Genomic DNA, 15643 nt, shown 5'->3' with positions numbered 1-15643 from the left:
TGTTTATTCTTTTATTAAACTAAGTATGTAGTTCTTTTTGATTTTCACTATTCATACATACTTTTATACTTAGTCAATTAAATTTTTGCTTTGACCAAACACACCGGAAACTTCAGATTAGTAATACTTTTTGTGGCACTGGCCATTGTGGGCTTGGCGACTGTACCAGCGCTAAGAGTTAATTTTTCTCCTACCTATACCAAGCCTGCACTTACCATTACTTATAGTTTATCCAATGCCTCGCCCGATATTGTGGAGCGCTTGGCTACTTCTCCTTTAGAAAATGCCTTTTCTCAATTAGAAGGTGTAAATAAGGTGTACAGTATTTCACGCTACAATAGTGGTACCATTGAGCTTTCTTTCGATAAGGGAGAGGATATGGCTTTCCGTAAGTTCGAAGTGAATGGAATAATTCGGAACATTTATAAAAAACTACCCGAGAACCTGTCTTATCCGCAAGTGGAGCAACGTGGTGGAGAGGAACAAAACGAGTCGAAGAGCCCAATTTTTCAGTACTCCATCAACGGTGCTTTTGCTCCATATAAGTTACAGAGAGATGTGGAGGAGTACATTACCAAACCGTTGGCGCAAATCAAAGGCATAGAGAATATTGAAGTACATGGAGGAAATCCCTTACAGATAACGGTGGATTTTGATGTGCCAACCCTGCAGCGTTATCATTTGAGTAAAGCTAGTATTGCTTCCGCGCTTTCCGGCTTAAGCCAAACAGTGTATGCCGGCTTGGCCAAAAGCCCAAATGGCGATCAGTTCTTTCTGAAAACCGCTGACCAAGTGCCTGATGTTAAGGCGCTAGAGCAAACGCAGGTGGGGATGGTAAAGCAAAAGCCTGTACTGCTAAAGGATGTAGCCAAGGTGTATGTAGAAGAACAAACACCGACCAGTTATAGGCGAATAAATGCCAAAAACGCGGTGTATATGTATGTTTATGCTCGGCAAGGCGTGAACAAAATAGTGCTCTCATCAGAAATAAAGCAGAAAATTGAAGCGCTGAAGCAACTTGTTCCTGATGGGATTGATGTGCGCTTAGAGCGGGATGATACTGAGTATTTGGGTAAGGAAATGGATAAGATCTACGTGCGTACAGCACTGTCTGTAGGGATACTTATTCTGTTTATTTTGGCCATTAACCGAAATGTTCGTTACCTGCTCACGCTCTTTTTGGGTATTGTGGTAAACCTATGCATTACAGCCATTTTCATTTATGCACTGAATGTTGAATTGCACATTTATTCTATAGCCGGTCTTACAATTTCGTTTGGGTTGATTGTTGACAATGCCATTGTGATGATCGACCATATGTATCGCAAGAAAAACCGAAAGGTGTTTATGGCACTTTTTGCAGCTTCACTCACCACAATTATGGCGCTACTTATGGTGCTGCTATTGCCAGAAGAGGATAGGAGAGATTTAACGGATTTTAGTGTTGTAGTGGCTATTAACTTGGCGGTGTCTTTGTTGATTGCTTTGTTTTTCACACCGGCACTTTACCAGTTGCTGTTTAAAGAAAAGATAGGAAGACCCAAGCCAAGCATAAAAAGCCTGAGAAGAAAAGTACGTGGGTTTAAGCGCTATGAGAATGGTGTTGGCTTTTTAGTGCGTTACAGAAAAGCTTTTATTGTGCTGGTTATTCTCGGGTTTGGCTTGCCTATATTTAAACTGCCTATTACATGGGAGGGGCAAGAATGGTATAATAAAAGTATAGGGAGCGATACTTACCAAGACGATATTCGCCCAATAACTGACAAGGTTTTTGGTGGGGCACTGCGCAAGTTTGTGCAAGAGGTTTACGAAGGGTACGGCTATCGCTCGCCTCAGCAAACTAAACTGAATGTAAATGCCAGATTGCCATTCGGCACAACTTTGGAAGATGCCAATTATGTAATTGGTAAGGTAGAGGAATATCTGACCGAGGTTAAGGGGATAGATAAATTTGTAACTAACGTTAATAACCGCACGGCTCGAATAGAGATTACATTCGAGGAGGCATATGAAAACTCTGGACTTCCGTACCAGCTAAAGGGAAGATTGCAAGCGCGGTCAATTGATTTAACGGGAGTTCGTTGGAGTATACACGGTGTCGGACAAGGCTTTAGCGCAGGAGGAGAGAGCAACTCACGCCCTAGTTTTCGCATAAAAATGAAAGGCTATAATTTTGATGAATTAGCTGGTTATGCCGAAATAATGTCTGATACCCTGCTTGGGCATAACAGGGTGCAAGAGGTGAACGACAATGCACAGCTTGGTTGGGGTGAGCAAACCAGTGAATATGTACTAGACTTTGATGTGGACCGATTGGCGACAGCCGGTATTAACCGAGGTGCAATTACTGGTATGCTTCAAGATTTAACCTTGCCCCGTGGGGCTTCGTTGCAGGCAAATTTTGACGATGAGCGTTTGCCTGTGGTAATAAAGGCCAACAACGCAGCCGAGTTTTCTCGGTACGATCTGATGGAAGAAGCGCTGCCTCTAGATACGGCTAGGTTTGTTAAACTGAACAACTATGCCAATTTAACCTTTGAGCAAACCGCTAACGAAATCCATAAAGAAGACCGTCAGTATTTGCGGGTAGTGGCATTCGAATACCTAGGGTCGGGAAAATTTGGGGATCGTTACCGAACTAATATTGTTGATTATCTAAATAGTATAATGCCAGTGGGCTACGAATCTGAGGCAAGCAGTTATACTTTTAGCATGGCTCGGGAGAAACGGCAGTACAGTTTACTCCTGTTTTTGATTTTAGGTATTTACTTTATTTGTGCCATTCTTTTCGAAAACCTTAGGCAGCCTTTCCATATTATTGTCACTATTCCTATTTCGTTTATTGGCTTGTTTTTGATTTTCTCTTTGTTCGATTTTTCTTTCGATCAAGGCGGCTATGCAGCTTTTGTAATGCTAGGTGGGCTTGTTGTAAATGCTTCCATTTTTATAGTGAATGATTTGAATACCAATAACAGATTAAGGAATTATAACCGATTGGTGTTGCGATCGGTGCTTGGTAAAGCACAACCTATTTTACTCACCATTCTTTCTACATGCTTCGGGCTAATTCCGTTTTTATTGGAAGGCGAAAGTGAAGTGTTTTGGTTTGCCTTGGCCATTGGAACCATCGGTGGATTGGTGTTTTCTACTGTAGCAGTGTTTGTGTGTTTGCCGGTGTTTCTGTCTAAGAAGAAACTTGCGGCCTAGCGCTTTCCTTAAGTGGCGATAGAACTAGGTTACCGCAAAACGTACAAGGTTATTGGCCAAGTTTAGGCTTCTATCAAGAAGCAACTTCCAGATTGGCTTCTTCAGTTTCTTTTTCTTGTTTCGCCTCAGATAGATAGCTGTTGATTCGCTTTCGGATTTCCGGAATTAATAAGTTGCTGTCAATAACACCATTGCGGGCTATTGAGATTTGCCCGGTTTCTTCAGAAATAATCATGGTGAGTGTGTCTGTTGCTTCAGACATACCCATGGCAGCTCGGTGTCGCATGCCATACTGTGCGGGTAGTTCACGCTCACTCACAGGTAGAATACAGCGTGCAGCCTTTATTCGGTTCTTAAACAAAATAATGGCGCCATCGTGTAGTGGGCTGTGCTTGTTAAAGATGGAAATCAGGAGTCTTTTAGACACGACTGCGTCCATTAAATCGCCAGTATCGGCATAAAACTTTAGCTCGGAGTTTTTGGAGAAAACGATAAGTGCGCCAGTATTTGTGGCGGAAAGACTCTTTGCGGCCTCAATTACTGGAGTAATATTAAACTGCTCCTTTTCTTCCTTCCGCTTCCATATCATTATAGACTTTAGAATACCATCTTGTCTAAAGGTGGATTTGCCGAGGATTAGCAGAAACTTTCTTATCTCTTGAGAGAAGATAATAATGGCCGCCAGTACACCAACCCCCATAAACTGGCCGAGTATTCCGGCTAACAGTTCCATTTCGGCAGCGCGTACAATCAGGTAGATGAGGTAGAGTACCAAAAAGCCGATGAGTACCCTTACGGCAACACTTCCTTTTAGCAGTTTGTAAACCTGATAAATCAATACGCTCACTAAAAGGATATCGACAATATCGACCCATCGTACATCAAGAAACCCTATTTTGAATGCGTATATCAAGCGTATAATTGGTTATAAAGTTTTACTGTTTCGGTAGCTTCTTTTACATCGTGCACCCTGAGTATTTTGGCGCCATTAATTAGCGCAACCATATTAAGTGCTGTGGTGCCATTGAGTGCTTCTTCTGCGCTGTTGCCTAGCGTTTTGTAAATCATAGACTTTCGCGAAAGCCCTGCTAGTACAGGTAGGTTGAAGCGTTGAAAATAGCTTAAATTTTTAAGCATTTCACAGTTCTGCTCCACGGTTTTGGCAAAGCCAAAGCCAGGGTCGAGTATGACATCGGCCACACCAAGTGCCTTTAACTTAGCCAGCTGGGCATCTAACTCAGTGCAAACATCAACCAGCAAATTGTCATAATTGGTCAGGTTGCTCATAGTTTGCGGAGTGCCTCGCATATGCATTAAAATATAAGGAACGCGAAGTTTTGCAACTGTGGCGAACATTTCTTCATCTAGAAGCCCTCCGGAAACATCATTTATGATGGCCGCACCTGCTTCAATTCCGGCTTTGGCTACTGCACTTCTAAAAGTATCGACCGAAATTACTGTTTCCGGAAACTCCTTCAGAATTGTCTCTACAGCCAAAATTACCCTGTCGGTTTCTTCGCGCTGGGTAACCTCTGCTGCTCCTGGCCGAGTGGAGTAACCGCCAATGTCAATTATGGAAGCGCCATCCTCGAGCATTTTAGCTGTCTTGGCCTTAATCAGGTCTGGAGTTTGAGTTCTGCTTTCAGAGAAAAATGAGTCAGGGTTAATATTCAGAATACCCATTACCAATGGGCTGTTTAGCGAGATCAGATTTCCCTTTACATTCAATGTGCTTTTCGTCATAAAAACCTATCTTTCGCCTTCAAATTAAGCGATACCTTAAACCCAGATTTACCTTGGAAGAACAAACAATAGGCGAATATAAAGAAGTTATTAAGGCCTGTAAAGACATATTCGTTAAGAAAACGAAAGACTACGGCACAGCTTGGAGAATACTAAGACTGTCGTCTATTACAGACCAAATTTTTATTAAAGCCCAACGCATTCGCTCTATTCAAGACAAGGGCACACAAAAGGTTGGTGACGACATTTCGGGTGAGTTTATCGGGATTATCAATTATTGTGTTATCGCTTTGATTCAGATGGAATTAGATGAAAACGCACCGCTGGAAATGGATGCCGAAACACTAGAGCCGCTATATAACAAGCACGTTCGTCAAACCAGGGAGTTGTTGGAAAATAAGAATCATGACTACGGTGAGGCCTGGCGCGACATGCGGGTAAGTTCTATGACCGACATTATTCTAATGAAGCTGCTTCGTGTAAAACAGATTGAAGATAATCAGGGAAAAACCATTATTTCGGAAGGAATTGATGCCAACTACATGGACATGATCAATTACTCGGTTTTCTGTTTAATCTTAATGGGCTTCGCTAAATCATGAAACTTCTTAACACAATCGCCAGGGTGCTCGTAGGGGGGCTGTTTATCTTTTCTGGACTGATTAAGGTAAACGATCCGGTAGGTACGCAAATAAAACTGGAAGAGTATTTTACTGTTTTTGCGGTGGATATTGCTCCGTTTTTCGAAAGCCTAAAGCCAGCTGCTTTATTTCTATCTGTTCTGCTTTCTACACTAGAAATAGTGCTTGGAATTGCCGTGCTGCTTAAATACCGGGAAAAGCTCGTAACCACTTTGCTCCTAGTGCTGATTGTGTTCTTTACTTTTCTTACGTTCTATTCGGCTTACTTTAATAAAGTGACAGACTGTGGTTGTTTTGGTGATGCTATTAAGCTCACGCCATGGGAGTCGTTTACAAAAGATATCATTCTGTTGGTGCTTATTCTGGTGCTTTTTGTAAAGCGAAAGGCAAATGAGATTACCTCAGGCGCAAAAAAGAAAACCATTGGTTTGGCCGTAGTTGTGGTGCTTTGCTTGGCAGTTGCTTTCAACGCTATAAAACATTTGCCAGTAATAGATTTTAGAGCTTACAAGGTGGGTACAAATATTAACGAGGCTATTATGCCGCCAGCCGATGATCCAACGCAAGTACCTAAGATTACAAATTATGCGCTTTGGGGAGATGAAAGTGACTTTACATTTGAATCACTTCAGGGGAAAAAGCTTTTGTTGATTATTCATGATGTGGAGAAAACAGATTTAGAATCTTATCCTGAGTTGAACAGTATGATCAGGGCTTTAGGTTATGATGTGGAGGTTGTGGCTATTACAGCTTCAAGCGGCCCTCAGTTCGAAGCTTTGAGGCATCAGGAGCAATTGGCTATTCCTTATTACTACTCCGACAAAACGCTCTTAAAAACCATGATCCGCTCGAATCCTGGCTTAGTACTTATGAACAATGGCACCATTAAGGGAAAGTGGCATTATAACGATATTCCTGCAGCAACAGATGTTCTAGAAAAAGTAGCGCAATAATGCAGCATTTACGCTTGTTTTTGGTTGGCCTAGCCGGAAGTGGAAAATCCACTTTGGGTAAACAGTTGGCCGAACGATTAGGTGCTCCGTTTTATGATTTGGATAGCCAGATTGAAAATCGGGTAGGTATGAGTATTCCAGAATACTTTAGCCAACAAGGACAGGCGAACTTTCGCATTCAAGAAAGTGAATGTTTGAATGAATTGATTGCTACACAAGATAGCTTTGTGCTTGCTACTGGTGGAGGCGCTCCTTGCTTTCACTTTAATATGGACGCCATGAACGAACATGGCACGACCATCTATTTAGATGTAAACCCAGGTGATTTAGCGCTACGCATTTTGGAAGATGGCGTTGAAAATAGGCCACTTTTGAAAAGTTACGATCAGCAAGACTTGATTGCTGAGATTAGAGCGATGAAAGAAAAGCGCCAAGGTTTTTACCAACAGGCACAAATAAAAATCAGAGACAACCAAATCACTGTGGATATGATTGTCTCTGAATTGAAAAGTGCTGGAAAACTTTAGAAGTTAAGCCCTACCGAGAGTCTTAGTTGGTTCAGTGTATTGTCTGTAATACCCTGAGGCCCGGTACCATCGTAAAAGCTGTACGACTGGTAAGAAGACTGATAGGTGGTTCGGCTATAGCCGGCATCCACAAAGAACTTTCTAAAACTTAAACCTACTCCGCCCGACATTACTTCTTGCGACCTATCGAGGTTGTCGTATGAGTCAGCATAAGGATCCCCAATTCGAGCATAACCAGCCCTGAATTTAAATATGCTATATCTAAACTCTGCACCAAAGCGCACATTCAATGTAGACTGGTAAATATTGTCTATGGTGTTGTTATCTCCTTCTGTTGAGAAGTCGATAGAAGAAACATGTGCGTTGGAGTAATCGGCATATTCAATGTCGGCAGTAATAAAACCTGCTTTACCCAAGAATAATGCTGCTCCGGCATTTACCTTCATTGGAGTTCTTAGATCATAATTTGAAGCATAAATTGGCGTACTTGATTGTAGGCTTGTTAGCACTGTGTCTTCCAAAATGTACCTGTTACCGAATTCGTCTGTAAAGTTGGCAACATCATAGTTGTTCCATTCTGAATTGTAAATGGCATCACTTTCTTCGTTAAAGTTGAACCATGTAGGTGTAGTAATTGAGGCACCGAACCTGAAGATAGGGATTGGTCTAACGATAAAACCAAAGTTGGCATTGATACCCGAACCTGAAGTTGTCAATTGTTCGTCAATGGAGAACGTGCTCAACGAGGTGCCCTCAAAAGATTCAGTATAAACCCTGTTATTCGAATATTTGGTTGAGACAAAGCCTAAGCCCGCGCCTATGTACAGTACATCGTTGTAATTGCCACCAAACGAAATGTTGATTTCATCAATATGGCCGGATTGCCTGTGGCGTTCGTTCTGATAAGGGAACCCTTCAACAGGAGATACATATAGGTCTTCAGCTCCAGGAATAGGATTGATTAAAAAATGGTCATAACCAATTTGTTCAATGCCGCCTAATTCTTCGGGAAAGAAGCCATATGCATTATCAATCATTGCGTCAATAATTGAGCTCTCGTTGTTTTGGGCTCCATACTGAAGGTCTCGCTTAAAGTTAGCGGAACGATTATAGGTTATGGCTAGCGTTCCTCCTCGCCAGCCTCCAGGTACCAAGTCTCCTTTGTTGAAATTTATTATTGCTGCAAAATTCGAGAATTCCATACCTGAATTCTCATTGTCAACAGTATTGCCTAAATAGTCAGTGGAATATGTATTGAAGTTGAAGCCAGGTGTAATTACTAGCTGAGAACGATTGTACATCCCTAGTCCGGCTGGGTTTAAAAACGCAGCGCTTGGGTCGGCACCTAATACAGAACCTGCCCCGGCCATTCCAGTAAGTCTGGCTGAGCCCAAACCGCGATACTGACCATAACGCAGTGCATCTTGATAATAGCCGTATGCAAAAGGGTCAACTTGTGCGTTCGACTTGAAAGCAAGGCACAACAGTGCCATGCTTAATGCTATAAGCTTAAAGTTTTTCATAAATGAGTTTTGATCTTACTGGTTACCTCTTGAACTTCTGGTGCTGCCGCCTGACCTAGAAGAACCGCTACTTCTCGAAGAAGAAACTCCGCTAGATCTACTGCCTCCTGATGAGCTTCTGCTCACTCCACTGCCTGAAGATCGGGAAGATGACGAATTGGTTCTTCCAACATTAACAGGGCGCGAACCGCTTGTTGATCTTGAATAAGAACTGCTTCTGCCAGAAGAAAACCCTCTGCTGTAAGCGTTTCTATTACTTCTGTCAATCACAGACCTACTTAAACCACTTGAGGTGCTCCTGTTGAACGTAGGTGAAGAAACCGCAGATCTACTTGATCCAACATTATAACTTCTTCTGTTAACAGAGCTTCTCGTAAATCTACTAGAACTAGAGCCACCACTTGCGGTATTTCTATAGTTTGCTCTAGCCGAAGAGCTTCTTGCCGCTGTTACTCTGCTTCTGGTAACTCTACTTACGCCACTTGAACCACTTCCGATTCTATAGTCATCCGTTCTCACACGGTTAACTCGCGATGCAGTAATGTTCGGGTTTGTAGCTCTTGTACTTCTGGTAGAGGTGGAACCAACTCTTCCGCCTCGTGCGGCTCTTGGGTTGGCAGAACCGCCTGATGCCGATACCGCTCTCTGAGACCTACTTCTGGTTCCAGAACCATTCAATGCATCAGATCTTACGCTCGCTACTGAAGAAGATCTTAGTCTAGGGCCGTACTCAATAGGTCTTCCGTTGGCGGTATAATAATGCTCTGGTCTGCTAGGTCTTGGGTTGTAGTAACCCGGGCCATACCAGCCGCCCCATCCTGGTCTCCAAGGATTGTAGTTGTACCAGTTGTTCCAACCAAAGCCAAAGCCAATTCCTACGTACCAAGAATTTCTCCATGGTCTGTAATAACTCGGTAAGGGTGTCCAAAAAGGATCGTAGAGTCCATATGGGTTAAGGTCAACGTAAGACATGCCCATTCCATAATTGAAACCGTATCCAAAGCCAGAATAGAAATCTGTAGCAGCTACGCTAAGTCCAACTGTTGGCCCCATAAAATCACTATATCTTAAGGAGTTTGCAGACTGACCAGAAAGATAGTTGTCCATTCTCCAAGCTTCACCTTTATAATATTGGTCGTACCAGGCTACTCTAAACTGGTAGTCTTGCACCATTAAATTGTTAAATGAGCTTTCGTTCCAGTCTGTGTCCCAGTCCATTGGAAGCTCATAATAAGCTAGGTGCTCATTTTCGTAATCGTAAAGAAAATCTCGATAGTTTAAATCTTTTGCAGACGTTACTTTAGCTCCTTCAGGACCTTGTAACTCAAAGTAAGTTAAAGGCTCTTCTTCTGGAGTTGAGTATCGTTCTAGAACCTCTGGCGAGACAGTAGCCTTGCCTGAGTACCCTAAGTCAACTTCGCTTGGGTCAGCTTCTTGAACTGGGGGTAGGTCAACGCTTTGAGGTTGCGTTTTTCGGTCGGCTTTCGTGAAATACATGTCATCGTATTCACCACCTTGTTGATATTGGTTTGGTGAGCATGAGTAAATCAATACCATGCTTAGTGGTGCCATTAGGTATTTTCCGTAGTTTTTCATTTTCATAAGTCCTCCTGTTGGCATTTTTTAAAGTTAACGTCTATTTCTCATTTCTAGTCGAGAAAACATCCGAAAAGTATATCTTTGTCGGATAAATTTTTCAGTACAAAAAGAGCAAGTATCATACCAAAAAGGGACTATGAGCAAAGGAATACCAAAAAGGAGCGAAGATTATTCATTGTGGTATAATGAATTGGTGAAAAAGGCTGATTTAGCTGAAAACTCACCGGTTAGAGGTTGCATGGTAATCAAGCCCTATGGCTTTTCCATCTGGGAAAAAATGCAAGCCGAAATTGATAGAATGTTTAAAGAAACAGGTCATACGAATGCTTATTTCCCCCTTTTTATTCCCAAGTCTTACTTAAGTAAAGAGGCAGATCACGTAGAGGGTTTTGCTAAAGAGTGTGCGGTAGTAACCCATTACAGGCTTAAGAATGATGAAAATGGCAATGGGGTTGTGGTTGATCCTGAAGCTAAGTTGGAAGAAGAACTTATCGTTCGTCCAACTTCTGAAACAGTGATATGGAATACCTATAAAAACTGGGTTCAGTCTTATAGGGACTTGCCTATTTTGGTTAACCAATGGGCTAATGTTGTGCGTTGGGAAATGAGAACTCGCTTGTTTTTGCGTACCGCTGAATTCTTATGGCAAGAAGGGCATACTGCACATGCTACAAAGCAAGAAGCCATTGATGAATCGGTACAAATGATGAATGTGTACGCTCAGTTTGCTGAGGAGTTTATGGCTGTGCCAGTAATTAAAGGTATTAAGTCGGAAAGCGAGCGATTTGCTGGGGCTGTGGAAACATACTGTATTGAGGCTTTGATGCAAGACGGAAAGGCGCTACAAGCTGGTACTTCGCATTTCTTAGGACAGAACTTCGCTAAAGCATTCGATGTGAAGTTTACTTCCAAAGAAGGTAAGCAAGATTTTGTTTGGGGAACATCTTGGGGTGTTAGTACCCGTTTAATGGGTGCCCTTATTATGGCTCATTCAGACGACCAAGGTTTGGTGCTGCCTCCAAAGTTGGCGCCTATTCAAGTGGTAATTGTACCTATATATAAAGGAGAAGAGCAGTTGAATGCTATTCGCGATAAAGTGAATGAGTTTATACCTGCCTTGCGTAAGGCTGGTGTTTCGGTAAAGCTTGACGACCGCGATACGCACAAACCGGGCTTTAAGTTTGCTGAATGGGAATTGAAAGGTGTGCCGGTTCGATTGGCCATGGGGCCTCGCGATATGGAAAACAATACCTTGGAAATTGCCCGAAGAGATACAGGTGAAAAGGAAACCTTCGACCTAAGCAATGACCTAGTTGCCAAAATTGAAGGCTTGCTGACAGATATTCAGGATAGTATTTACCAAAAGGCGGTAGCCTACCGTGCGGAACATACCACAGAAGTAAACTCATACGAAGAGTTTAAAGAAGTGCTTGAAAGCAAAGGAGGCTTTGTTTCTGCTCATTGGGATGGTACTGCCGAAACTGAAGAGCAGATAAAAGATGAAACCAAAGCTACAATTCGCTGTATACATATCGATGCCAAAGAAGAGGAAGGCGTGTGTATCTATTCGGGTAAACCATCTTCAAGAAGAGTTCTTTTTGCCAAGGCATACTAGGGCATTCCCTTTTTGTTGTATATTGGTGTGACTTCAAACACACCTATGGGCGACTGGATTTCTATCGTTTTATTAATTGTTATCGGGATAGTTTTAATCTATTTCGAATTACTTTTGGTGCCAGGTACTACAATAGTAGGCTTGGTTGGTGTTGTCTTATGTGTGGTGGGAATATATCTCACTTATGAAAAGCATGGTGATGCGACTGGGAATTGGGTGTTGGCTGGCTCTGTTGTACTTTCTCTAATAGGGTTGTTTTATAGCTTTAGGGCGAAGTCTTGGGAAAAGTTTTCGTTGAAAACAAGTAATCGATCTAAGGTTAATGAAAACTATTTCTCAGACATAAGCATTGGCATTGAAGGAGTTGCCTTATCGGATCTTAAGCCAATTGGAAAGGCAGATTTTAAAAATAAAGCTTACGAAGTCAGGTCTAATGGAGGGCATATTTCTTCAGGCTCTCAAATACGAGTAACCAAGGTTTCTGGAAACAGAATTGTTGTAGAATTGATAACTACTAATTAATGGAAAATTATACAGTTTTGATTTGGGTAATAGGTGGTATTGTTGCCCTATTTATATTTTTTTATTTCATACCTGTTAATCTCTGGTTTACAGCGTTAATTTCAGGGGTTAGAGTAAGTTTAGTTGAGTTAGTATTGATGAGGGTAAGAAAGGTGCCGCCTAGTCTCATAGTAAACTCATTAATCACTGCTACAAAAGCCGGTTTGGATTTGTCTTCTAAGGATTTAGAGACTCACTACCTTGCTGGTGGAAATGTACCTACTGTTATCAAAGCACTCATATCTGCGGATAAGGCGAATATAACTCTGGGTTTTCAGCAGGCTACTGCTATAGACCTTGCTGGTAGAGATGTATTCGAAGCTGTTCAGATTTCTGTAAATCCAAAAGTAATCACTACGCCTAAAGTAGCGGCTGTGGCTGCCGATGGTATTCAGTTGGTTGCTATTGCTAGAGTTACCGTGCGAGCGAATATCCAACAATTGGTTGGTGGTGCTGGTGAAGATACTATTTTGGCCAGGGTAGGTGAAGGTATTGTGACCTCAATTGGTTCTGCCGGAACACATAAGGAAGTACTTGAGAATCCGGATAAGATATCGAAACTCGTGCTGCAAAGAGGCTTGGATGCTGGAACAGCATTCGAAATTCTTTCCATTGATATTGCTGATGTTGATGTAGGACAAAATATTGGTGCGCAGCTACAAACCGACCAAGCCCAAGCCGACTTGAAAGTTGCTGAAGCGAAGGCGGAGGAAAGACGTGCCATGGCTGTAGCTGAAGAGCAAGAAATGAAAGCGAAGTCGCAAGAGGCGCGTGCAAAAGTGATTTTAGCAGAGGCGGAGGTGCCTTTGGCAGTTGCAGAGGCGTTTCGTTCGGGCAACTTGGGAATTATGGATTACTACAAGTTGGAGAATATTCAGGCTGATACGGATATGCGCGATTCTATTGCGAATCCTCAGCAAAAGAGCTCGACCAAACGAAAGGGTTCTTCTGATAAGAAATAATTACGAGAGTAATTTTATGAATTGAAAAAGGCTGGTGAACAACTGGCCTTTTCTATTTACTCAGCCGAATAGTTTCCCATTGGCTCGCTTTAGACCCAAGAAAGGCATCCTTAAATTGCTGAATAGTTTCGTAGGCAGTAGGTACCACATCTTCTCCTTTCAGGCTTATTACCCCAAACATTCCATTTTTCTCTACCTGAAAATAGCCGCTATCAAGTTTAGAAATGCTATCATATTGCGGCATTCGAATCAACTTTCCGTTGGAATCCGCCAAGCCAAAAGCATTGCCTATTTGTAATATTATGCCTTCAGTGGTGCGAATGAGTTGGGTGTACTTTGGTTCTAGTATAAAGGCTCCGCTGCTATCAATAAGTCCTTGTTCGCTGTTAGGGGTGGTTACTGTTGCCATTCCATTGTGGAAAGGTGCAATGTGTTTGAACACAGGTTGCACAACAATTTCCTCCCTAAAATTGATGACTCCCCAATTACCAATAAGCTTTACTGGGCAAAGGCCTTCAGAAAAATCACCAATTGAATCGTAGCGGTTGGCAATATTTAAATGTCCCATTTCGCCAACAAACCCCCATTGGTTGTCTTTGTAGATTTTGATGTGTTGTTCTGAATAATTCGCTACCTGTTGTGTGCCTTCAGGTAGTTTAAAGTCTGCTTTGTCCTCTGGCCTAAAAAGGTAGAATTGCTCGTTTCGTTCAAGTAGCCACATGGTTTTGTTGAGCGGTCTTACGGTGTCATAGCTGTGCTCAAGTAGTTGGTTGCCATTTAGGTCGAATACTTTGTACCCTTGCGAGTCGGTTTTATAAAAGCCTTGCGGCAGGGGAGAGATTTTATCGTAGCTCCTAAAAATCGTGTTACCCGCTCTATTGGCAATGCCATATTCTGAGCCTTGTTGAAAGTAAATTAGGTCATCATAAAAGTGGATCCAATCCTTGTAAGGGGTGATTACCCAAATGCCATTTTCGTTGATTACGCCAAAAAGTCCCCGGGACTTAACGATGGCTAATCCTTTATTAAAGTCAGAAATGCTATCATATTGAAAGGTGGTAAGTTCTTCACCAAAAGTGTTGATCAACCCAAACTTCTCGCCTCGTTTTGCTATGAATTTACCCTCAGAAAATGGTTTAAATTCTGAGTAACCATTTTGATTGATTTTGTTTCCTTCAAAGTCATAAGCGAACCAGTGTTGTCCATCGTTTCTGTGGATTTTTGCTAAGGCAAAATGCTGATAAAGTCTTATGCTATCAAAGTTAGTAGGTAGTACTGAGCTTCCTTTAGAGTTGAGTAAACCATAGTAACCCTGTTGCCGGTTTTTAATTACAATCCCTTTGTCGTTGGAATCTTCAACCGTATGATCAACCAAGTAGCTCAGGTAGTTTTCATTTTTGTCAATTATTGCAATGTTGTTTCCTGTACTTATGGCGAAGGCATCGGCTGCCAGCTGGCTTATTTGGTCAAAGTTGAAAGACTTTTGACCTTCACCAATTTTAAAGTATTCCCAGTTTCTAAAGCCCATAACACGGGCGCTGCTTTCACTAATCTCAATCTGCTTATAAATTGGGGTAATAACCACTTTGCCGCTTTTGTCGATAATGCCTTTTCTGTTGTAGTAGGTTACGGCAAGTAACTCGTTTGAATGAGCCGAAATTTCTTCAAATTCAAAACCTGAAAGTTGATCTCCTTCTTTAGCGAAAAGTGCCGAAAGCCCATCGGGTTCTTTCACTGAGTACCTGTCAGAACCTAGGGCTTCAATATCTTCATAGTTTAATGGGATGATATTTTTGCCATTGCTGTTCAAAACGCCCTTGCGAAATCCTGTATCCATTTTTTTAGATACAATTAATTGATCGCCATTAGGAGTGAGTGTGAGGTGTTCGAACGGTACTTGTACTTTGCCTTTTGTGGTAAGTGTGCCGTAGTTGAGCCATACGGAGTTTGTGGCACGTGTGCTTCCTATTAACTGGCCGTTTTGCCAAGGATAAAGGTCGGTATAGAGGTGCTGGGTTAGTTTTTTGCCAGTGTTATTAACCAATGCCCATTTTTCGTTTAGTTGTGCGCCAAAAATCTGAGCGTTAGGGTCAAAGGCTTGGTCGCTCCAGCCAAATGCCTCGAATTGGGCAGTGAAAATTGTATCTACTTTTGCGGTGTCAATTAAGCCGAGCCTTCCGTTTACCTCATAAGGTACTAGCTGAAATGCACTAACTGAAAGCGAAAAGCAGCAAAAAAACAGAGTAATAAACAGTCGGGTTAGCGGCATTAAGTATGGCAACGTAAATAAAACGCCAAGCTTACGAAATTTG

The 15643-nt window shown here is 42.1% G+C and carries 12 protein-coding genes; 7 read left to right on the top strand and 5 right to left on the bottom strand.

Translation table 11 applies throughout. From position 1 onward, the window contains the following. Positions 1–90 precede the first annotated feature (90 nt). Positions 91–3207: an efflux RND transporter permease subunit gene (locus tag BMW98_RS18560; RefSeq protein ID WP_090260697.1), complete on the top strand. Its 3117-nt coding sequence runs from the start codon at positions 91–93 to the stop codon at positions 3205–3207. Between the two features lie 73 nt (positions 3208–3280). Here BMW98_RS18560 and cdaA read toward each other — a convergent pair whose 3' ends face one another. Both cdaA and folP read right to left on the bottom strand, forming a co-directional pair. Continuing rightward, entirely contained in the window at positions 3281–4120 is an 840-nt protein-coding gene (cdaA, locus tag BMW98_RS18555) for a diadenylate cyclase CdaA (protein WP_090260695.1), read from the bottom strand. Further along, positions 4117–4950, bottom strand: coding sequence for a dihydropteroate synthase (folP, locus tag BMW98_RS18550; RefSeq protein ID WP_090260693.1), 834 nt, complete (start codon positions 4948–4950; stop codon positions 4117–4119). The genes cdaA and folP overlap by 4 nt, the downstream gene beginning before the upstream one ends. A 53-nt stretch (positions 4951–5003) precedes the next feature. Here folP and BMW98_RS18545 point away from each other — a divergent pair, with 53 nt between their 5' ends. Genes BMW98_RS18545 through BMW98_RS18535 form a run of 3 tightly spaced genes read left to right on the top strand, consistent with a single transcriptional unit; the run spans position 5004 to position 7071 of the window. Next, positions 5004–5552, top strand: coding sequence for a DUF1599 domain-containing protein (locus BMW98_RS18545; protein ID WP_090260691.1), 549 nt, complete (start codon positions 5004–5006; stop codon positions 5550–5552). Continuing rightward, the gene (locus BMW98_RS18540) at positions 5549–6544 is read left to right on the top strand and encodes a DoxX family protein (protein ID WP_090260690.1); all 996 of its coding nucleotides are present in this window, start codon (positions 5549–5551) and stop codon (positions 6542–6544) included. The genes BMW98_RS18545 and BMW98_RS18540 overlap by 4 nt, the downstream gene beginning before the upstream one ends. Continuing rightward, entirely contained in the window at positions 6544–7071 is a 528-nt protein-coding gene (locus BMW98_RS18535; protein WP_090260688.1) for a shikimate kinase, read from the top strand. Before BMW98_RS18540 ends, BMW98_RS18535 begins: the two co-directional genes overlap by 1 nt. Here BMW98_RS18535 and BMW98_RS18530 read toward each other — a convergent pair. Both BMW98_RS18530 and BMW98_RS18525 read right to left on the bottom strand, forming a co-directional pair. After that, positions 7068–8594, bottom strand: coding sequence for an OmpP1/FadL family transporter (locus BMW98_RS18530; RefSeq protein ID WP_090260686.1), 1527 nt, complete (start codon positions 8592–8594; stop codon positions 7068–7070). The two genes, BMW98_RS18535 and BMW98_RS18530, sit on opposite strands and share 4 nt — an antisense overlap. A gap of 15 nt (positions 8595–8609) precedes the next feature. Then, positions 8610–10214, bottom strand: a complete 1605-nt coding sequence (locus BMW98_RS18525; RefSeq protein WP_090260684.1) for a hypothetical protein — start codon at positions 10212–10214, stop codon at positions 8610–8612. Positions 10215–10329: 115 nt separating this feature from the next. On the opposite strand from BMW98_RS18525, the gene proS reads away from it, so the two are divergent. The 3 genes from proS to floA are packed head-to-tail and all read left to right on the top strand — an operon-like array spanning position 10330 to position 13331. Beyond that, positions 10330–11808, top strand: coding sequence for a proline--tRNA ligase (gene proS, locus BMW98_RS18520; RefSeq protein WP_090260682.1), 1479 nt, complete (start codon positions 10330–10332; stop codon positions 11806–11808). Positions 11809–11820: 12 nt separating this feature from the next. Further along, complete coding sequence (locus tag BMW98_RS18515; RefSeq protein ID WP_435406114.1) at positions 11821–12330, top strand: NfeD family protein; 510 nt, start codon at positions 11821–11823, stop codon at positions 12328–12330. Next, complete coding sequence (gene floA / locus BMW98_RS18510) at positions 12330–13331, top strand: flotillin-like protein FloA (protein WP_090260678.1); 1002 nt, start codon at positions 12330–12332, stop codon at positions 13329–13331. The genes BMW98_RS18515 and floA overlap by 1 nt, the downstream gene beginning before the upstream one ends. A gap of 52 nt (positions 13332–13383) precedes the next feature. Here the strand turns inward: floA and BMW98_RS18505 are convergent, their stop codons facing one another. Continuing rightward, complete coding sequence (locus BMW98_RS18505; protein WP_090260676.1) at positions 13384–15600, bottom strand: WG repeat-containing protein; 2217 nt, start codon at positions 15598–15600, stop codon at positions 13384–13386. Between the last annotated feature and the right edge of the window lie 43 nt (positions 15601–15643).

The sequence above is a fragment of the Roseivirga pacifica genome, assembly GCF_900111145.1.
Lineage (GTDB): Bacteria > Bacteroidota > Bacteroidia > Cytophagales > Cyclobacteriaceae > Roseivirga > Roseivirga pacifica.
Note: the sequence above shows the minus strand (reverse complement) of the source record. Positions and strands in the feature narration are given on the sequence as shown.